The 19,470-nt window shown below is 71.3% G+C and carries 20 protein-coding genes; 8 read left to right on the forward strand and 12 right to left on the reverse strand.

Annotated features, from left to right (window positions below):
• Positions 1–28 precede the first annotated feature (28 nt).
• The 3 genes from ACIPQB_RS10025 to ACIPQB_RS10035 are packed head-to-tail and all read right to left on the reverse strand — an operon-like array spanning position 29 to position 1,744.
• On the reverse strand, positions 29–469 hold the full coding sequence (locus tag ACIPQB_RS10025) for a DUF488 domain-containing protein (protein ID WP_446485073.1): 441 nt from the start codon (positions 467–469) through the stop codon (positions 29–31).
• Positions 466–1,095, reverse strand: a complete 630-nt coding sequence (locus ACIPQB_RS10030) for a DUF488 domain-containing protein (protein WP_446485074.1) — start codon at positions 1,093–1,095, stop codon at positions 466–468. The genes ACIPQB_RS10025 and ACIPQB_RS10030 overlap by 4 nt, the downstream gene beginning before the upstream one ends.
• Complete coding sequence (locus ACIPQB_RS10035) at positions 1,076–1,744, reverse strand: dual OB domain-containing protein (protein ID WP_446485075.1); 669 nt, start codon at positions 1,742–1,744, stop codon at positions 1,076–1,078. Before ACIPQB_RS10035 ends, ACIPQB_RS10030 begins: the two co-directional genes overlap by 20 nt.
• Positions 1,745–1,873: 129 nt before the next feature.
• Between ACIPQB_RS10035 and ACIPQB_RS10040 the strand changes: the two genes are divergently transcribed.
• The 5 genes from ACIPQB_RS10040 (at position 1,874) to lexA (ending at position 6,500) form a co-directional block, all read left to right on the forward strand.
• Complete coding sequence (locus ACIPQB_RS10040; protein ID WP_446485076.1) at positions 1,874–2,470, forward strand: aminodeoxychorismate/anthranilate synthase component II; 597 nt, start codon at positions 1,874–1,876, stop codon at positions 2,468–2,470.
• A 3-nt stretch (positions 2,471–2,473) separates the two neighbouring features.
• Positions 2,474–3,502, forward strand: coding sequence for an anthranilate phosphoribosyltransferase (gene trpD, locus ACIPQB_RS10045; RefSeq protein WP_446485077.1), 1,029 nt, complete (start codon positions 2,474–2,476; stop codon positions 3,500–3,502).
• Positions 3,499–4,287 (forward strand): indole-3-glycerol phosphate synthase TrpC, encoded by a 789-nt coding sequence (trpC, locus tag ACIPQB_RS10050; protein WP_446485078.1) that lies wholly within the window; start codon positions 3,499–3,501, stop codon positions 4,285–4,287. The genes trpD and trpC overlap by 4 nt, the downstream gene beginning before the upstream one ends.
• Positions 4,288–4,396: 109 nt before the next feature.
• The gene (locus ACIPQB_RS10055; protein ID WP_446485116.1) at positions 4,397–5,581 is read left to right on the forward strand and encodes a serine hydrolase domain-containing protein; all 1,185 of its coding nucleotides are present in this window, start codon (positions 4,397–4,399) and stop codon (positions 5,579–5,581) included.
• A 211-nt stretch (positions 5,582–5,792) separates the two neighbouring features.
• Positions 5,793–6,500: a transcriptional repressor LexA gene (gene lexA / locus ACIPQB_RS10060; RefSeq protein WP_446485079.1), complete on the forward strand. Its 708-nt coding sequence runs from the start codon at positions 5,793–5,795 to the stop codon at positions 6,498–6,500.
• 224 nt (positions 6,501–6,724) lie between these two features.
• Here the strand turns inward: lexA and ACIPQB_RS10065 are convergent, their stop codons facing one another.
• On the reverse strand, positions 6,725–7,132 hold the full coding sequence (locus tag ACIPQB_RS10065; RefSeq protein ID WP_446485080.1) for a GFA family protein: 408 nt from the start codon (positions 7,130–7,132) through the stop codon (positions 6,725–6,727).
• 133 nt (positions 7,133–7,265) lie between these two features.
• A complete protein-coding gene (locus ACIPQB_RS10070; protein WP_446485081.1) occupies positions 7,266–9,461 on the reverse strand; it encodes a ComEC/Rec2 family competence protein in 2,196 nt (731 codons plus the stop codon).
• 34 nt (positions 9,462–9,495) lie between these two features.
• Here ACIPQB_RS10070 and gltX point away from each other — a divergent pair, with 34 nt between their 5' ends.
• The 3 genes from gltX (at position 9,496) to ACIPQB_RS10085 (ending at position 12,933) form a co-directional block, all read left to right on the forward strand.
• Complete coding sequence (gltX, locus tag ACIPQB_RS10075) at positions 9,496–10,944, forward strand: glutamate--tRNA ligase (RefSeq protein WP_446485082.1); 1,449 nt, start codon at positions 9,496–9,498, stop codon at positions 10,942–10,944.
• Between the two features lie 57 nt (positions 10,945–11,001).
• Positions 11,002–12,282, forward strand: a complete 1,281-nt coding sequence (gene gltA / locus ACIPQB_RS10080; protein WP_446485083.1) for a citrate synthase — start codon at positions 11,002–11,004, stop codon at positions 12,280–12,282.
• Between the two features lie 99 nt (positions 12,283–12,381).
• Entirely contained in the window at positions 12,382–12,933 is a 552-nt protein-coding gene (locus ACIPQB_RS10085; protein WP_446485084.1) for a glutathione peroxidase, read from the forward strand.
• Positions 12,934–13,092: 159 nt separating this feature from the next.
• On the opposite strand, the gene ACIPQB_RS10090 is transcribed toward ACIPQB_RS10085, so the two are convergent.
• The 7 genes from ACIPQB_RS10090 to lpxD all read right to left on the reverse strand — a co-directional run bounded on the left by ACIPQB_RS10090 (position 13,093) and on the right by lpxD (position 19,424).
• Positions 13,093–13,365, reverse strand: coding sequence for an EscU/YscU/HrcU family type III secretion system export apparatus switch protein (locus tag ACIPQB_RS10090; protein ID WP_446485085.1), 273 nt, complete (start codon positions 13,363–13,365; stop codon positions 13,093–13,095).
• Entirely contained in the window at positions 13,362–14,984 is a 1,623-nt protein-coding gene (fliK, locus tag ACIPQB_RS10095; protein WP_446485086.1) for a flagellar hook-length control protein FliK, read from the reverse strand. The genes ACIPQB_RS10090 and fliK overlap by 4 nt, the downstream gene beginning before the upstream one ends.
• A 110-nt stretch (positions 14,985–15,094) precedes the next feature.
• Complete coding sequence (gene lpxB / locus ACIPQB_RS10100) at positions 15,095–16,294, reverse strand: lipid-A-disaccharide synthase (protein WP_446485087.1); 1,200 nt, start codon at positions 16,292–16,294, stop codon at positions 15,095–15,097.
• Positions 16,291–17,133 carry a UDP-2,3-diacylglucosamine diphosphatase gene (lpxI, locus tag ACIPQB_RS10105; protein WP_446485088.1) on the reverse strand — a complete coding sequence of 281 codons (843 nt, stop codon included), beginning with the start codon at positions 17,131–17,133 and terminating at the stop codon, positions 16,291–16,293. Before lpxI ends, lpxB begins: the two co-directional genes overlap by 4 nt.
• 5 nt (positions 17,134–17,138) lie before the next feature.
• Positions 17,139–17,933, reverse strand: coding sequence for an acyl-ACP--UDP-N-acetylglucosamine O-acyltransferase (gene lpxA, locus ACIPQB_RS10110; RefSeq protein WP_446485089.1), 795 nt, complete (start codon positions 17,931–17,933; stop codon positions 17,139–17,141).
• Positions 17,930–18,406 carry a 3-hydroxyacyl-ACP dehydratase FabZ gene (gene fabZ / locus ACIPQB_RS10115; RefSeq protein WP_446485090.1) on the reverse strand — a complete coding sequence of 159 codons (477 nt, stop codon included), beginning with the start codon at positions 18,404–18,406 and terminating at the stop codon, positions 17,930–17,932. The genes lpxA and fabZ overlap by 4 nt, the downstream gene beginning before the upstream one ends.
• 1 nt (position 18,407) lies before the next feature.
• Positions 18,408–19,424 carry a UDP-3-O-(3-hydroxymyristoyl)glucosamine N-acyltransferase gene (lpxD, locus tag ACIPQB_RS10120; RefSeq protein ID WP_446485091.1) on the reverse strand — a complete coding sequence of 339 codons (1,017 nt, stop codon included), beginning with the start codon at positions 19,422–19,424 and terminating at the stop codon, positions 18,408–18,410.
• Positions 19,425–19,470: the final 46 nt, after the last annotated feature.

The raw sequence follows: 19,470 nt of genomic DNA on the forward strand, positions 1-19,470 counted from the left end.
ATGCACGGCCTGGGCAGGCCGCGCGACATCACAGATGTCGCACCTCCAGCTGGCCGCCCCACTTGCCGTTCAGATATTCGCAGACCAGTCGCCGGTGGCAGTGATGCGGCGTCGCCTCCGAGCAGAGCAGGCAGGCGCCGGCGAACATCTGCGGCTTCAGCCGGGTCTCGACCTGCCGCTCGGCCATCAGGTCCAGGAACCGGCCTTCGAACACCCGCCAGTCCCCCTTGTCCTTCTTGAAGGCCTTGAACATGTCGTCGGAGGGGGCCAGCAGCGGCTCGTGCCGATAGCCGATCCCGCCGATCGCCTGGAGGAAATAGGCCAGGTCGTCGGCCTTGGCGAAACCGGCCAACTGCGAGGTGTTGTACAGACGCACGTCGATCACCGACCGGACGCCGGCCGCCTGCAGCCGCTCGAAAAAGCCCCTGGCCGTGGTCTGGGTGAAGCCGATCGTCGCGACCTGCGTCACCCGACCGCTCCCAGCGCCGCGTCCGGCCCGCCGCTCTCGGCGAAGGCCACCTTGCGGGCCCGCTGCCGATAGGCGCGGTCGAGGCGGTCGGCCGGCGTTTCGAAAATGTCCTCGTGATCCAGGCCCTCGCAGACCAGCAGACGGCGTTCGGTCTCCTCATGCGCCTCGATCCGGCCGTCGGGCAGGATATGCGCCACCGGCAGGCCCCCGGCCCGCAGCCGGCGCGACACCAGCAGGCAGCGGTGGCAGTCCAGCGGCTCCTGCTCGGCGCACATCAGGGCGACGACGTGGGCCTCGGCGCCCTTGCGGACCCGGTCCAGGCCGGCCTGGAACGCCGGCTCGGCGGCCATGGCCTCGTAGTCGGCGACGCCATTGGCGAACAGATGCGCGCCCGAGGGCCGCCCGCCCAGGGCGTCGCCGAGGAAGACATAGGCCATCCCCGCCTGCCGCAGGCGCTCGGCCAGGGCGTCCTTGTTGAACTGCGGCGTGTGTTTCGACCAGGGGCTGGTCCGGACGTCGGCCACCGCAGTGACGCCGGCCCCGTCCAGCAAGGCCCGGAACCGGTCCCAGCCATGCGTCGAGTGGCCGATCGTCAGGATGCGCGGCTCAGAGGGCGTGGAGTCCATTGACCTGAAGATAGCATCGATCCGGAGCGGCGTCGAAAGGCCGGGCCAGGCCCAGCCGCACATGGACGCGGCCCTCGCGCGGGACCAGGGCCTGGGCCGCGGCCAGACCGTCCTTCTCGAAGGCCTGTTTCAGGGTCTTGGCCGCGACGCTCAGGTGCAGCACATGGCCGCCGATCGACAGGCCAGCGCGCAACCGGTGCTCGTCCTTGTAGACCTGCTCGAACAGCGTCACCTGCGCCCCGTCGACCGTCTGGCAGGCCAAGGACCCGCAGGGCGCCCCGGCCGGCACATAGGCCTTGTCGCCATCGAACCTCAGATGTTCGCCAAAGACCCGGACGGGTGAAAACGCCTCGGCCCGCGTCAGGGTCCGCTTGAAGGCGTAGTCGGCCAGGACGCCCGTCCGGCGCGGAACGCCGCTGACGACGACGTCTTCGGTATTGTGCGGCAGGGCCGTCGGCGGCCGCTCGCCCAGGAAGCTGACCACGTGGCCCGGATGGAAGGTGGTGTTGGCCCCGCAGACCCGGGCTTCCCAGAACTTGGCCGGCGCCGGCTCGGGCCGGACCATGACTTCGCGGTCGAGGTCGAAGCCGGCGACGCACCGCAGGGGGCCATAGAGCGTGACTTCCGTGACAGCGATCCTGTAGGCCATCGACGCAACCATCAACCGAGCGTGGAACCAGAAACTCAATCTTAAGCTGATCTTTGGCTGCGACGCAATGATGGATGGCTTGGCCTGCGGTGCGGTTGCCCCTAGAAGCTGTTCCCGAAAGGCGGCGTCATGATCCTGGTCATCGATAACTACGACAGCTTCACCTACAACCTCGTCCACTATCTGAACGAGTTGGGGGCCGACACCGTCGTGCGTCGCAACGACGATCTCACCGTTCAGGAGGCCCTGGGCCTTCACCCGCAGGCGGTGCTGCTGTCGCCCGGCCCCAAGGCCCCCGACCAGGCCGGCATCTGCCTGCCGCTGCTGCGCGGCGCGCCGGACGACCTGGCGATCCTCGGCGTCTGCCTGGGCCACCAGGCCATCGGCCAGGCCTATGGCGGCGACGTGATCCGCGCCAAGCAGGTGATGCACGGCAAGACCAGCCTGATCCGCCACAACGACAAGGGCGTCTTCAAGGGCCTGCCCAACCCGTTCACCGCCACCCGCTATCACAGCCTGGCGGTCGACAAGGCCACCCTGCCCGACGACCTGGAGATCACCGCCTGGACCGACGACGGCGAGATCATGGGCGTCCAGCACAAGACCCGCCCGGTCTATGGCGTGCAGTTCCATCCCGAATCGATCGCCACCGAGGGCGGCCACCAGCTGCTGGCCAACTTCCTCGACCTGGCCAAGGTCAAGCGCGACGCGCAGATCTGGGTCTAGACGGTGTCGGACGCCTTCAAGCCCCTGCTGGCCAAGCTGGCCGACGGCCAGACCCTCGACGAGGACGACGCCGAGCTGTTCTTCGCCGCCTGCCTGCGCGGCGAGCCGACCCCGGCCCAGGTGGCCGCGGCGGTCACCGCCATGCGCCTGCGCGGCGAGACGGTGGGCGAGATCGCCGCCTGCGCCCGGGCCATGCGCCGCGCCGCCATCCACCTGGACCATCCCTATGAGGTCATCGACGTCTGCGGCACCGGCGGCGACGGCCTGCACACCCTCAACATCTCCACCGCCGTGGGCTTCGTGGCGGCGGGCGGCGGGCTGAAGGTGGCCAAGCACGGCAACCGGGCGATCACCAGCAAGTCGGGCACGGCCGACGTCCTGGCCGCCCTGGGGGTCAATATCGACGCAAGCCTGGCCCAGCAGCGCCACGCCCTGGACACCGCCGGCATCTGTTTCCTGTTCGCCCAGGCCCACCACGGGGCGATGAAGCACGTCTCGCCGATCCGCCAGCAGCTGGGCTTTCGCACCATCTTCAACCTGCTGGGCCCGCTGACCAATCCGGCCGGGGCCCGGCGGCAGGTGGTCGGGGTCTCGGCCCCGCGCTTCGTCGAGCCGATCGCCAAGGCGCTGGGGGCCCTGGGGGCCGAGCGCGCCTGGTCGGTGCACGGCGGCGGCATGGACGAGCTGACCACCACCGGCGAGACCGAGGTCGCCGAATGGCGCGACGGCGCCCTGCGCCTGTTCACCATCACCCCCGAGGCCGTCGGCCTGCCGCGGGCGGCCCTGGCCGACCTGACCGGCGGCGAGCCGGCCTATAACGCCGCCGCCCTGACCGCCCTGCTGGACGGCCAGAAGGGCCCCTATCGCGACATCGTCATGCTCAACGCCGCCGCCGCCTTCCTGGTCGCCGACAAGGTCGAGACCCTGCGCGAGGGCGTCGAACTGGCCGGGGCCGTGCTCGACGACGGCCGCGCCAAGGCCGCCCTGGCCGGTCTGGTCGCCGCCACCAACAGCGAAACCGCCGCCGCATGACCGACATTCTCGCTGAAATCGCCGCCTACAAGCGCGAAGAGGTCGCCGATCGCAAGCGCCGCCGGTCCTTCGCCCAGGTCGACGCCGCCGCCCGGGCCGCCAACAGCCCGCGCGGCTTCAAGGCCGCCCTCGCCGCCGCCCATGCGCCCGGCAAGCTGGCCCTGATCGCCGAGATCAAGAAGGCCTCGCCGTCCAAGGGCCTGATCCGCGCCGACTTCGACCCGCCGGCCCTGGCCCGGGCCTATGAGGCCGGCGGCGCGGCCTGCCTGTCGGTGCTGACCGACGGTCCCAGCTTCCAGGGCGCCGACGGCTATCTGATCGACGCCCGCGCCGCCGTCGCCCTGCCCTGCATCCGCAAGGACTTTCTCGTCGATCCCTGGCAGGTGGCCGAGAGCCGGGCCCTGGGCGCCGACGCCATCCTGGTGATCCTGGCGATGATCGATGACGTCCTGGCCGCCGAACTGATGAGCGAAGCCGCGCGCCTGGGCATGGACGCCCTGGTCGAGGTGCATGACGAGGCCGAGATCGACCGGGCCGGCCGGCTCGGCGCCGCCCTGGTCGGGATCAACAACCGCGACCTGAAGAGCTTCGTGGTCGACCTGGCGGTCACCGAGCGCCTGGCCGCCCGCGCGCCCGCCGACGCCCTGCTGGTCACCGAAAGCGGCCTGTTCGTCCAGGACGACGTGGTGCGCATGGAGGCGGCCGGAGCCAAAGCCATGCTGGTCGGCGAAAGCCTGATGCGCCAGGCCGACGTGACGGCGGCGACCCGAGCCCTGCTGGGCTAGACGGCTGGCCAGGCTCTACAGAAACCGCTTCGGACGCGGTCGCGGGCGCAAGGGATGGGCGGCCCTGGCGGTCGTCCTGGCGGCGGGGCTGGGGGCGCTCGGCTGGACCCTGTCGCACGGCCCGCCCCCCCCGAAGACCGCCCGGCCGACCATCGCCGCCCCTCCGCCGCCCGCCGCCCTGCCCCTCAAGCCCGAGGACTGGCGCGGCGCGATCGACTATCGCGCCCTCGACACGCGCATCCAGGCGATGATGGCCGACAAGTCCATGACCGGGCTGGCGATCGCCGTGGTCGAGAACGGCCGCCTGTCCTTCGTCCAGGGCTACGGCCTCACCGCCGCCGAGGACGGCCGCAAGGTCGAGGCCGACACGGTGTTCCGCTGGGCCTCGCTGTCCAAGACCGTGGCCAGCACGCTCAGCGCCCGCCTGGCCCAGGACGGGGTGTTTTCCCTGTCCGACCCGCTGGGCAAGTTCGACACCAGCCTGCGCCTGCCGGGCGGGGCCGACCGCACCCTGACCGTCGAGCAGCTGCTGTCCCAGCGCACCGGCCTGCCCCGCAACGCCTATGACGGCTGGCTCGAGGGCGGGCGCGATCCGCGGGAGATCCGGGCCAGCCTGGCGGCCGTGCCGCTGCTCTGCCCGCCGGGGACCTGCCACAGCTACCAGAACATCGCCTATGACACGATCGGAGAGGTCATCGAGCGGGCCACCGGCCGATCCTATGCCCAGGAAGCGCGGCGGCGATTGTTCCTGCCGCTGGGCATGACCAGCGCGACGGTCGGCCTGGAGGGCCTGGAGGCGGCCCGGTCCTGGGCGCGGCCGTCCCACCAAGGCCGGGCGACGCCGCTGGCCGACGCCTATTACCGCATCCCCGCCGCGGCGGGGGTCAACTCCGACATCGTCGACCTGGCGCGGTGGATGCAGGCGCAGATGGGCCAGGCGCCGGCGATCTTGCCGGCCAAGGTGCTGGCCGAGATCCAGCGCCCGCGCGTCAACACCGGCCGGCCCTATGGCAATTCGCCCCTGGGGCGGGCGCTGGAGCATCCCGGCTATGGCCTGGGCATGCGCAGCTTCACCTACAAGGGCCACCGGCTGGTCGGCCACAGTGGCGCGGTGACCGGCTATCGCTCGACCGTGATGTTCGACCCGGCCACCAAAACCGGGGTGGTGATGCTGTGGAACAGCGACAGCAGCCTGCCCTTCAAGCTGCAGGCCGAGGTCTTCGACAACGCCTACCACCGGCCGTTCACCGACTGGCTCGGCCTGGACGGCGGCCAGCCGAACCTCGCCCCCTGATCCGATTCGGCTGCGCCTCCACCCCGGATGCGCCTGCCGAGGGCGATCCGGCTGGCGGGCCGCCGGCCCCGAACCCGTTCTACGGCCTGTATTTCCTCGGGAATTCGCCCGCCGGCCCGGCGAACACCGTTAACTTGACATCAACGAAGAACACCTAGAGAACATTCACAGAGGTTTGCGGTTTGTTCCGCGACGACTGGCGAGGCCGGACATGCTTACGCGCAAGCAGCACGAGCTGCTGATGTTCATCCATGAACGGATCAAGGAGACCGGCGTCTCCCCCTCCTTCGACGAGATGAAGGAGGCGCTGGACCTGGCGTCCAAGTCGGGCATCCACCGGCTGATCACCGCCCTGGAGGAGCGCGGCTTCATCCGCCGCCTGGCGCACCGGGCCCGGGCGCTGGAGGTGGTCAAGCTGCCGCAGCAGGCCACCACCGCCGCCCCGCCCAAGGGCCGCGGCGCCTTCCGGCCCCAGGTGCTCGAAGGCGGCGGGCCCGCGCCGTCCGCCCCCTACCCCGTCCCGATCGCCGCCGACACCAGCCGCGAACTGCCGATCCTCGGCCGCATCGCCGCCGGCACCCCGATCGACGCCATCCAGCACGAGCGCGAGCGCCTGCCGGTGCCCGAAACCATGCTGGGGGCCGGCGAACACTATGTGCTCGAGGTCCAGGGGGACTCGATGATCGAGGCCGGCATCCTCGACGGCGACTATGTGATCATCAAGAAGGGCGACACCGCCAATTCCGGCGAAATCGTCGTGGCCCTGGTCGGCGAGGAAGCCACCCTCAAGCGCCTGCGCAAGAAGGGCGGCTCGATCGCCCTGGAAGCCGCCAACCCCAAGTACGAAACCCGCATCTTCGGCCCCGACCAGGTCGAGGTCCAGGGCAAGCTGGTGGGCCTGATCCGGCGGTATCATTAGTTTGATCGCCTCCCCGGCATTCGCCCATAGGCGGTAAGCTACTATTTTCCTCATCCTGAGGCGCCCGCGCAGCGGGCCTCGAAGGACGCAGGGCCGGCCCGCTCCGTGCGTCCTTCGAGGCTCGCCGGCGGCGAGCACCTCAGGATGAGGAAGATCAAGCCAGGCCCAAGGTCCTAACTTACCGCCCATGGGCGAATGTCGGGACCCAGATCGTAAAACGCCCCCTAGGTCGCCATTCCCGCCGGCCGGTTCTCGGCATATTGCGGCACGTTCAGCGGCGGCAGCCAGGGTTCGCGGCGCTTGACCCAGACTTCGTACTGCGGCGTGAATTGGCCCACCGCGTCCAGGCCGCCCAGGTGGATCTCGATCTCGCCGTCGCCCTCGCCTTCCGCCGTCCAGAACAGCGGCGAGCCGCAGGTCGGGCAGCCGTGGATCAGGCCGTGCTCGGCGCCGGTCCAGATCGCAGGCCTCCCCTCGATCCGCACCTTGTCGCTTGGGAACGCCGCGAAGGCGTTGAACGGCGCGCCATGGCGCTTGCGGCAGGTCAGGCAATGGCACACCCCCACCCGCAGCGGCTCGCCCGTCGCGACATAGCGCACCGCCCCGCACGCGCACCCGCCTTCCCGTTCCATGATCGCCTCCATCGCTCGTCCGGCCTAAACGCCCGACGCGCCGCTCGGCTCAAAAGAAGGCCAGCCGTCCCTCCAGTTCGGCGGACGGATGAGCCGCCAGCCGCGGCAGGCCGGCCCTGCACTCTCAGCATGCCTATCGCCCCGAAACGCCTGTCCACGGCCGCGCGCCGCGCAGCGGCTGGGCCCAGACGATCCACCAGCCGTCGCGGCGACGATAGAGCTCGGCCGCCCCGCCGGCCGCGAAGTCGGCGGCGTCGAGCACGATGCGGTCGCGGCAATTGGCCGGCAGGTCGGGCGCCGGTCCCCGCAGGACGACGATCTCGGCCCCAGCGCACATCCGATCCAGCGTCTCCAGGTCGGGCCCGGCCTTGCTCCAGGACAGGGCCAGGGCCACCGGCGCCGCGGGGGTCGGCGCGCAGGACCGGCGGTCGCAGGCGTAGGCCGCCGCCTCAGCCGCAGGGGCGATCGCCAGGCCGCGCCGGCGGCTCCACAGTTCGGCCCCGAACCGGCGGGCGTCGGGGCGCAGCAGCACCGCCGCGCCGCCCTGGCGCACCGCCGCCGTGGTCCCGTCGGGGGCGATCCAGACGTCGGGGGCCGGCGGCCGCGGCCACAGGGCCACCGCCAGGGCCAGGGGCGCGCCCAGCCAGCGCAGGCGGCCGCGCCACAGGCACAGCAGCATCAGCCCGACAAAGGCCAGGGCCAGGGTGAAGGGCGGGCCGCTGGCCACCACCCGCTGGGCCCCGCCGGCGCTGGCGAAGCCGTCGGCGATCCACATCATCGCCGAGATGCCCCAGCCGGCCACCGCCAGGAACGGCCGGCCCAGGCCGACGCCCTCCAGGGTGGCCCCGACAGCCAGGAACGGCATGATCACGAACGACGACAGCGGCGCGACCGCCAGATTGGCCGGCAGACCCCAGACCGCCACCCGGTTGAAGTGCTGCATGGCGAACGGCCCCGTGGCCAGGCCGGCCACGAAGCTGGCGCCGATGCTGACCGCCAGCCAGCTCAGCGAACCCTGGATGGCGCGGATCCACCAGGGCGCCGAGATCTCGCGCACCGGCCGCGGCCAGGCCTCGGCCAGGGCGACCAGGGCGGCGGTGGCCGCGAACGACATCTGAAAGCCGGGCGCGCCCGCGGATTCGGGCTGGACCAGCAGGATGATCAGCGCCGCCACCGCCAACCCATGCAGGCTGATGGCCTGGCGGTCGAACAGGATGGCGGCGAAAGCCACGGTGGCGGTGATCGCCGCCCGCAGGGCCGGCGGCGGCGCGCCGGAAATGACCAGATAGGTCCCGATCGCCAGCAGGCCCGCCACCGCCGCCAGCTTCTTGCCCGGAACCCGCAGGGCCGCCCATGGCCAGGCGGCGATCAGCAGCCGCACCAGGCCGAACAGGAAGCCGCCGACAATGGCCATGTGCAGGCCCGAGATCGACAGGATGTGGGCCAGGCCCGAGGCGCGCATGGCGTCGGTCTGGTCCTGGGTGATCCACGCCTCGTGGCCGGTGACCATGGCCGCGGCGATGCCGCCCTGCGCGACGCCCAGGTCGTCGACGATCCGGCTGGCCAGCCGCCAGCGGAAGGCGTTGACCGCCATGGCCAGGCGCAGGCGGGCCGGCGGCGGGTCCAGCCTGGCCGGTCGCACCGCCCCGACTGCGAACCCGACCCCGCCGACGCCGTGGAACCAGGCGTCGCGGGCGAAGTCATAGGCCCCGGGGCTGGCCGGCGGCGGCGGCGGCCCGAGCATGGCCCACAGCCGCACCGCCTGGCCGGGGGCCGGCACCGCGTCCGGCTCGACGGTCACCCGCACCCGCTTGGGCGTATCCTCGGGCGCCAGGCCGCTGACGGCGACCGGGGCGATCAGCAGCCGCGGCCCGCCCGCGCCCGGACTGACCACGTCGACGACGAAGCCCTCAACGGTCATCACCGCCCGGTCGCCGGCCAGGATAGGCGCGGCCACCAGGGTCGAGCGCAGCTTGCCGGCCAGGGCCCCGGCGGCCAGGAAGCTGGCCAGGATCAGCAGCACGGTCAGGCCCGGGCGGGCCGATCGGCGTCCGGCCAGGGCGGCCAGAATCCCCAGCCCGGCCGCCAGACCGGCCAGCAGCGCCCAGGACGGCTCGGCCTTCAGCTCCAGATAGCCGGCCGCCCCCAGGCCGAAGGCCACCGGCGACCACAGCATCCAGCGCTCGCCATTGGCGCCGATCTCGGCCGCCAGCCTCGCCCGGATTTCGGCCGGACTAGGACGGGCGCGAAGACGCGTGCTAAGACGCGCCGCCCAGCCGCCGCCGGCCTTGTCCCCCAGGGACTTGCCTAGCGTCGCGGTCCTCGCCACTTCCGTGGCCTCCAGTCCGTCAGCCCTGATCCCGATGACCCAATCCTCCCCCGCGCCGACCGCCCCCAAGATCTCGGGCGGCGTCGTCACCCGCTTCGCTCCCTCGCCGACCGGCTTCCTGCATATCGGCGGCGCCCGCACGGCGCTGTTCAACTGGTTATATGCACGCCATACGGGTGGGAAGTTCCTTGTTCGCGTCGAGGACACCGATCGCGAGCGTTCGACCGAGGCGGCGGTCGCCGCGATCTTCGAAGGCTTGGACTGGCTGGGCCTGAAGTCCGACGACGAGGTGGTCTTCCAGTACAGCCGCGCCGACCGTCACCGCGCCGTGGTGGAGGAGATGCTGGCCGCCGGCCGCGCCTATCGCTGCTGGATGACCGTCGAGGAACTGGCCGCGGCCCGCGAGGCCGCCCGGGCCGGCGGACCGGCCCTGCGCTCGCCCTGGCGCGACGCCCCGCCCCCGAACGACCCCAGCCTGCCGCACGTCATTCGCTTCAAAGGCCCGACCGAGGGCACGACCCTGGTCGACGACCTGGTCAAGGGTCCGGTGACCTTCAACAACGCCGACCTGGACGACCTGGTCCTGCTGCGCGCCGACGGCGCCCCGACCTACAACCTGGCCGTCGTGGTCGACGACCATGACATGGGCGTCACCCACGTGATCCGCGGCGACGACCACCTCAACAACGCCGCCCGCCAGACCCTGATCTACCAGGCCATGGGCTGGACCGTTCCCGCCTTCGGCCATATCCCGCTGATCCACGGCCCCGACGGCGCCAAGCTCAGCAAGCGCCACGGCGCCCAGGCGGTCGGCGAGTTCGCCGACATGGGCTACATCCCCGAAGGCATGCGTAACTACCTGGCCCGCCTGGGCTGGGGCCATGGCGACGACGAGGTGTTCAGCGACGAGCAGGCCATCGCCTGGTTCGACGTCAAGGACGTGGTCAAGGCCCCGGCCCGCCTCGACTGGGCCAAGCTGAACTTCATCAACGGCCAGCACCTGCGCAAGGCCGACGACGCCCGCCTGGCCGACCTGACCCTGAAGGCCCTGAACGCCCAGGGCGCGTTCCTGCCGGCCGACGCCGCCGCCCGCCTGCTGGCCGTCGTGCCGCAGGTCAAGGAAGGCGCCAAGACCATCCTGGAGCTGGCCGAGCACTGCGCCTTCGCCTTGAAGGTCCGCCCGCTGGCGCTGGAGGACAAGACCGTCAAGCAGCTGAACGACGAGACCCGCGAGCGGCTGGCCCGGCTGCGCGGGCAGTTGGCGGCGGCGCCGGTCTGGGGCGTTCTGGAACTGGAATCGTTGCTGAAAGCCTTCGCCGAATCCGAGGGCGTCGGCTTCGGCAAGTTCGGCCCGTCGCTGCGCGGCGTTCTCACCGGCGGCGCCCAGGCGCCCGACCTGAACAAGATCATGACGGCGTTAGGTCGCGACGAGAGTTTGGGCCGGCTTGACGACGCCCTTGCCCGCGCGCATGAGGCGCTATAACGCACCCGCGAAATACGACTGTTCGACTGTCAAACGTCCTAGAGAAAGGTCTCTCGCATGAGCGACAAAGCCACGCTGACGATCGGTGAAAAAAGCTTCGACCTGCCGATCATGAAGGGCAGCACGGGTCCGGACGTCGTCGACGTCCGTAAGTTCTATGCCGAGGCCGACCATTTCACCTTCGATCCGGGCTTCACCTCGACCGCCTCGTGCGAGAGCAAGATCACCTATATCGACGGCGACGCCGGCATTTTGCTGCACCGCGGCTATCCGATCGACCAGCTGGCCGAGAAGTCGAGCTTCCTGGAAGTCTGCCACCTGCTGCTGAACGGCGAGCTGCCGACGGCCGACGAATTCCGCAAGTTCGAACACAACATCACCTACCACACGATGTTGCACGCTCAGTTCGACAGCTTCTTCCAGGGCTTCCGTCGCGACGCCCACCCGATGGCGGTGATGACCGGCGCGGTCGGCGCCCTGTCGGCCTTCTACGCCGACAGCCTGAATGTCGATGATCCCAAGCAGCGCGAGATCAGCGCCCATCGCCTGATCGCCAAGATGCCGACCATCGCCGCCCGCGCCTTCCAGTACTCGCAGGGCCGGCCGTTCGTGACGCCGCGCAACGAGCTCAGCTATTCGGAAAACTTCCTGCGCATGTGCTTCTCGGTGCCGGCCGAGGACTGGGTTCCCAACCCCGTCCTGACCCGGGCCATGGACCGCATCTTCATCCTGCACGCCGACCACGAGCAGAACGCCTCGACCTCGACGGTGCGCCTGGCCGGCTCGTCGGGCGCCCACCCGTTCGCCTGCATCGCCGCCGGCATCGCCTGCCTCTGGGGCCCGTCGCACGGCGGCGCCAACCAGGAAGCCCTGGAGATGCTGGAAGAGATCGGCACGGTCGAGAACATCCCCGCCTATGTGCAGGGCGTGAAGGACCGCAAGTACAAGCTGATGGGCTTCGGCCACCGCGTGTACAAGAACTTCGATCCGCGCGCCAAGGTCATGCAGAAGACCTGTTACGAGGTTCTCGACCAGCTGGGCATCAACGACCCGCTGCTGCAGGTGGCGATGGAACTGGAGAAGGTCGCGCTGAGCGATCCGTTCTTCATCGATCGCAAGCTCTATCCGAACATCGACTTCTATTCGGGCATCACCCTGCGGGCGATGGGCTTCCCGACCAACATGTTCACCGTGCTGTTCGCCCTGGCCCGCACCGTCGGCTGGATCAGCCAGTGGAAGGAAATGTTCGAGGACCCCTCGCGCAAGATCGGCCGCCCGCGCCAGCTCTATACCGGCCCGACCCAGCGCGACTACGCGCCGGTCGAAACGCGGGGCTGATCGCTTCGCCGCACCGATGAATGAAGAAGGCCTCGCGAAAGCGGGGCCTTTTTTCGGTTTGCCGGCTAGGATGCCGGACCACCAGCCGCGGAGCCTCCGATGAGCGACAGCATCCAAGACATTCCCCTGAAGCGCATCGACGGCGCGCCCGCCAGCCTGGCCGACTACCGCGGCAAGGTGCTGCTGGTCGTCAACGTCGCCTCCAAGTGCGGCCTGACCAAGCAGTACGAGGGTCTGGAGGCGCTCTATCGCGACAAGCAGGCCGCGGGCCTGGAAGTGCTCGGCTTCCCGGCCAACGACTTCAAGGGCCAGGAGCCGGGCTCGGACGACGAGATCGCCAGCTTCTGCGCCACCACCTACGACGTCACCTTTCCGATGTTCTCGAAGATCACGGTCACCGGCCAGGACATCCACCCGCTCTATCGCGGCCTGACCCAGGCCCAGCCGGCGGCGACGGGCGACGGTCCCATGCGCGAGCGGCTGAAGGGCCACGGCATCGAGACCGGCGGCCCGGGCGAGGTGGTGTGGAATTTCGAGAAGTTCCTGATCGGCCGCGACGGCCAGGTCGTCGGCCGCTTCGCGCCCGACATCACCGTCGACGACCCGCGCATCGCCGAGGCCATCGACGGCGCCCTGGCCTCGCCCGCCTAGAGGCTGTGGGCAGTTGACGGTCTTGGGCCGAATTCCTCGTCCTTCGACAGGCTCAGGATGAGGAATTCTACTGAACCGCCTTGGCAGTAGCCCTCATCCTGAGCCTGTCGAAGGACGAGGGCGGCCCACGCCCGCCAAACGCCTAACTGTCCACAGCTCCTAGCGGGTTTCCGCGGTGCGCAGGATAAAGCCGAGGATCTCCGCCACCGCCCGGTAGAGCGCCTCGGGGATCTCCTCGTCGAGTTCGATAGTCGACAGGGCCTGGGCGAGCGCGGGGTTCTCCTCGATCGGCACGCCGTGTTCGCGGGCGGTCTCGATGATCTTGTCGCCGACCCAGCCGCGGCCGGTGGCGACCACGCGCGGGGCGTTGGGCTCCTCATAGTGCAGGGCCACGGCGATGCGCGGGCCGGCGGAACGGATGGCCCCGCTCATGTGGCCTGATCCAGGAACTGGCCGGGGGCGGCGGCCGCGGCGCGCGGCTGGCCGGGGTGGAAGGCCAGCTCCGGCTCCAGGGCGGCCTCGCGCAGGGCGGCGTTCAGGCGGTCCTCGCCGCCGCGCAAACGGGCCATGCTGGCCGGGCGCTCGGCCCACAGCGACACCCGGGCCCGGTCGCCGGTCAGGGCCACCTGGGCGTGGACCGGGCCCATCGGTTCGACGTCGAGCGAGAAGCGGGCGCGCCAGGTGCGGCCGATCCGGCGCTCGCCCTCCCCGCCGCCGCCGCCGCCGTCGCGGCTGATTTCGAACTGGGCGACGGACGGCCCCTGCGGGGTCATGAACGGCATGTCGAACACCCAGCGGGCGCCGCTCTCCTCGGCCCCGCGGCCGGCGACGGGGGCGTCGGGCAAGGAGGCGATCTGCAGCAGCTCGGTGCGGGCCAGGGCCGCGCCGGTCTCGGCCAGCAGGCGATGAGCGACGGCGTGAGGGTCCGCGCCCGGCGGCAGGCCGGGCTTTGCGGCGGCCTGGGCGTGAGTCGGGGCGCCGGCATAGGGCGGCGGGGTCTCGGAAGGCGGGCCGGCCGCGCCTTCAGGGCCGCCATAGGCCGCGACGGCGGCCAGGCGCGGCCTGGCGGCGACCATCGGCAGGGCCGGAAAGTCGTCGGCGACGATCGCGCCGAAGGCCGGCAAGGGCGGCGCGGTCGGACGGGCGGCGGGGGGCGAAGGCGCCGGGCCGGGCCGGGCGATCGCCGGTTCCGGCCTATCGGGCTCCAGTTCGACGGGCGTGGAAGGCCGCTCGACGGGATCAAGCGTCAACGGACGGGAGATCGCTCCCGGATTCGAGCTCGTGGTCGGAGCAGGCTGAGCCAGAGCCGGCGACGCCTCCCGCTCGGCGACCTGCGCGGACCCAAGCGCCGCCACAGGGTGCGGAGACGCGGGCGGCGCAGCGGCTGGCGTCTGCACTGCTGCAGCGGGCGGAACGGCGTCCATCCAAGTCTTCACCACTTCGCGGAACACCAGCAGGGCGGCCTTGATGTCGCTGTTGGGCGTCGGCGTGGGGACCAGCTTCGGCGGCGCTGTCAGGGTGCCGGTCGGCGGCCGCTGCGCCGTGTCGCCAGGCGAGGCGGCGGCCAGGCGGGCCTCCAGGAACAGGCCGGACCGCTGCAGGGCCTGGCGGATCTCGGGCGCGCTGATCTGGCCGTCCATCCGGGCGGTCAGGGACAGCACCTGGTCGATGGCCGCCTTGACCGGCCGCGGCACGCCGGGCTCGGCGGCGGCCTGGACCATGTCGGCCATCAGCGGCGCCAGGCCCCCCTGGCGGGCGGCGGCGCGGCCGGCGGCCAGGCCGACGGCGCGGGCGGGCGTGTCGGGCAAGGCGGCGGCGTTGATGGCGGCGTGGGCCTCGGCGGCCTTGGCGCGCCCGGGTTCGCCCTCGCCTACGGTGCTCTTCTGGGTCGGGTCGGGAGCGTCGGAGTGGGCCTGGCCGATCATCGCGCCGAGGTCTTCGCTGGCCTGGATCATCGCCACGCGCGCCAGCGCCTCGGCGGCGAGCTCGCTCCGCGTCAGCGGGGCGGTCGGCGTCGGAGACGTCAGGGGAGCGATCGAAAAGATCGGCACGCGGGGCTCCAGACCCGGCGCGAGCGACGCGCCAGCCGCTCTACCCTAGAGAAGAGCCATGAAGCGGTTCTTAAAGGCTTGCTAACGCCGGCGTCGAAAGGTGTGGACGGTCAGACCGCCCGCCCCTTGGCCCGCAGGAACCCCAGCAGCGCCTCGGCCGCCGCTTCGGACGGATCGGGCATGCCTCGGCCCATGCGGTCGAGGGCGAGGTTCTGGGCCGCGACCTGGCGGCGGCGCAGCGCCGGGTCGTCCAGCCGCAGGGCGACCTCGGCCGCCAGCGCCTCGCCGGTGCAGGCGTCCTGCAGCAGCTCGGGCGCGACAGTCTCGTTGGCGGCGATGTTGAACAGCGTCACCCATCGCGGCTTGAACAGCTGTTTCAGCAAGGCGTAGGTCACCGCGCCGGTGACATAGCCGACCACCATCGGACAGCCGGCCAGGGCCAGCTCGGTGGTCACCGTGCCGCTGCAGGCCAGGGCGACGGTTCCGGCGACCATGGCGTCGTCCTTCAGCCCGTCGTCCTCGACCAGGTGGGCGCGGAACGGCCAGGCGGCGACGCGGGCCCTGACGGCCTCGGCCACGGTCGAGGCGGCGGGCACGACGACCCGCAGGTCCGGGCGCTGGGCCTTGAGCCGGCGCACCGCGTCCTCGAAGCGCGGCATCACCCGCTCGATCTCCGACGGGCGGCTGCCGGGCAGGACCAGCAGGATCGGATCGTCGGGCCCGGCGCCGATCGCCGCGCGCAACCGGGCCGGATCGGCGCGGCTGAAGTCGTGGGCCAGGGCCGAATTGCCGACGAAGACGCTGTCCAGGCCGGCGGCGTCGAAATAGGGCCGGTCCATCGGCTGGATCGACAGCAGCAGGTCAACGGCCCCAGCCAGGGTCTTGGCCCGGCTGGCGCGATAGGCCCAGACCTGGGGAGCCACGTACTTGACCAGCGGCAGGGCCGGGTTCTGTTTCCGCAGCGCCTGGGCCAGGCGGATGTTGAAGCCCCAGGAGTCGATCAGCACGGCGACGTCGGGCTTTTCCCGCGCCGCCAGCGCCAGGGTGTCCTTCAGCCGGGCCATGGCGCGGGGATAGGCCTTCAGGCTCTCCCAGATGCCGATGATCGACAGCTGGGCGATGTCGAACGGGCTCTCGACCCCCTCCTGCGCCATCTTGGCGCCGCCGACGCCGACGAAGCGGACCTTGTCGGCGCCCAGCCGGGCGCGCACGGCCCGGGCCAGGGCGGCCCCCAGGACGTCGCCCGAGGCCTCGGCGGCGACCAGCATCACGGTCAGCGGCCGGGCCTCGGAAAACGTCTCGGCGCTCACGGGATGGCCCGCGGTTCGACCCCGTACACGAAGAGACCCAGGTCGTCGGCGCAGGCGATAACCTGGTCGCGGTCGATGATCAGCAGCCGTCCGGCCTCGCCCACCACCCCGGCCAGGCCGGCCCGGGCGGCGCGCTGCAGGGTGGCCACGCCGATGGCCGGCAGGTCGACCTTGGTCTCCTGGATCGGCTTGGGCGCCTTGGCCAGCACGCCGCGCGGGCGCTCGGCCCGGCCGCGGATGGCCTCGGGCAGGTCGGCGACCCGCCGCAGCATGGCGTCGGTGCCCTCCTGGGCCTCGACCGCCAGGACCAGGCCGTCGCAGACCACGGTGCCCTGGCCGACATCCAGCTCGCCGATCGCCCGGGCCACCGTCAGGGCCCGTTCCATGTCGGCGCGATGAGCGTCGGTGGGCGCATGGCGGCCCAGCGGCCCGAGCGGCAGGGTCATCTCGCCCCGCACCTCATGGGCGCCCTCGACGGCGAAGCCTTCCTTCTCGAACTCGGCCAGCAGCCGGCGCAGCAGGGCGTCGTCGCCCTTGCGCGCGGCGCTGATCAGGCCTGGGATCACGGTCAGGCCGCGCAGGTCGGGCTTGATCGCCGCGAAGTCGGGGCGGTCGACCACGCCGGCGAAGCACACCGCCTCGCAGCCCTCGGCCCGCAGCGCCTTGAACACCTTGCCGAACTCGCCCAGCCCCGCCTCGACGCCCGGATAGGCCGCCAGGGCCGGTTCGGCGAAGCCGCGCAGGCGCATCACGGCGAACGGCCGGCCGGCCGCCTCGCAATGGGCCGCCAGCTCCACCGGCAAGGAGCCGCCGCCCGCGATCAGTCCCAGCTTGCGCATCTCGCCTAGACCTCGCGCTCGGGCAGGCACAGGGGCCGGCTGGCGTCGGCGCGGATGAAGTCGATGATCTCCATCACCTCGGGCGTGCCGGCATGGGCCTCGGCCACGTCCTCAAGCCGCTCCTGGAAGGTGCCCTCGTCGGCGAACAGCAGGCGGTAGGCCGCGCGAAGGGCGTTGATCGCCTCGCGGCTGAAGCCGCGGCGCTTGAGGCCGACCAGGTTCAGCCCTTCCAGGTGGGCGTGGTTGCCCCACACCGAGCCGTAGGGGATGACGTCCTTGGTCACCGCGGCCAGGCCGCCGATGAAACTGTAGCGACCGATGCGCGAGAACTGGTGCGCGGCGGCCAGGCCGCCCATGAACACATAGTCGCCGATGGCCACGTGGCCGCCCAGGGTCGCGCCCTTGGCCAGCACCACGAAGTCGCCGACCGCGCAGTCGTGGGCCACGTGCGAGCCGACCATGTAGAGGCCGTCCGCGCCGATCGTGGTCACGCCCTTGCCCGACGCCGTGCCCGTGTGCATCGTCACGTGCTCGCGGATGATGTTGCGCGGACCGATCAGCAGCTCGGTGCGCTCGCCCTTGTGCCCCAGGTGCTGGGGCGGTCCGCCCAGATTGGCGAACGGGTGGACGGTGCAGCCCTCGCCGATCGTCGTCGCGCCTTCCACCACCACGTGCGACAGCAGGCGCACGCCCGCCTTCAGGGTCACGTCCGGACCGACGATGCTGTACGGCCCGATCTCGACGTCCGAGGCCAGCTGGGCTTCGGGGGCGACGATGGCGGTCGGGTGGATGCGGGTCATTTGGTCGGCGTCTCCACGACCATGGCGGCGAACTCGGCCTCGGCGGCGACCTTGTCGCCGATCTTGGCCACGCCCTTGAACTTGAAGATGCTCGAACGGGCGCGGGTCACCTCGACCTCCATGCGGATGACGTCGCCGGGCCGCACGGGAGTGCGGAAACGGGCGTTGTCGACCGACATGAAGAAGATGGTCTTGCCTTCGGTGTCGACTTCCAGCGACTTGCTCATCAGCACCGCCCCGGTCTGGGCCAGGGCCTCGATGATCAGCACGCCCGGCATCACCGGATTGCCCGGGAAGTGGCCCTGGAAGAACGGCTCGTTGATCGTCACGCACTTGATGCCGACGATCGACTGGTGCGGCCGATAGGACTCGGCGCGGTCGACCAGCAGGAACGGATAGCGGTGCGGGATCCGGTTCAGGATCTCGGCGATGTCGATGTCGACCCGCGGCTCTTCGATCTTCGATTGGCTCATTCTAGCCCCTTGTGCCCCGGCCGCCCGCCACGCGTGACAGCCATGCGGTCTCCCGCAGCCACCGCCGAAGCGGTCGCGCCGGAAACCCTGTCCATGTTTCGCCGGCCGGGACGTCCTTGAACACCGAGGCCGAGGCCCCGATGCTGGCGCCCGCCCCGATCTCCAGATGGTCGGCCACGCCGGCCTTGCCGCCGAACGCGACGCCATCGCCCACCACCGTGCTGCCGGATATGCCCGTATAGGCTGCGGCGACGCAATTGCGACCGAGCCGGACGTTGTGGGCGACATGGACGAGATTGTCGATCTTGCTGTTCTCGCCGATGGTCGTATCGCCAAAGGCGCCCCGGTCGACGCAGCTGTTGGCGCCGATCGTCACGCCGTCCTGCAGAATCACTCGTCCCAGCTGCGGCAGGTCGACGACGCCGGTCGGCCCGGCCGCGGCCCCGAAGCCCGCCTCGCCGATCACCGCGCCCGCGTGAACCGCGACCCGGTCGCCGACCAGGGCGAAGCCGATCACCGCATTGGCGCCGATCCAGCAGTCGCGGCCGACCGCCACGCCAGGTCCGATCACCGCCCCGGGGCCCAGCTGCGTCCCGCGGCCGATCCTGGCCCCCTGCCCGATCACCACGCCGGGAGCGAGCACGACGCCGTCCTCCAGCACGCTGTCGGGATGGATATGTTGTGCGCCGTCGTGTCGGCGCGGCGCGTGCAGCCGCCGGGCGGCCGCTGCCCAGGCCGCCTGCGGATGGGCGGTGACGAGGACCGCGCAATCGGCCGGCGCCAGCGCAGCGTGTTCGGGCTTCAGGAAGCAGGCGCCGGCGCGCAGCGTCGCCAGGTCGGCGACGCGCTTGGGATCGGACAGAAAGGTGACGGCCGCGGCGTCGGCGCCCTCGAGCGGGGCGACGTGCGAGACCTTGCGATCGCCCAAGGCTGGGTCGGCCAGCCGAGCGCCGCTCAGCCTGGCCAGTTCCGCGAGAGTCGCCGGACCCAGATCTTCGAAGAAACGCGGGTCCGGCATGGGTCCTCTCGGGAGCGGCCCGGGCGTCAGGCCCGGGCCGACTCGC

It is taken from the genome of Caulobacter sp. LARHSG274, from assembly GCF_052871235.1.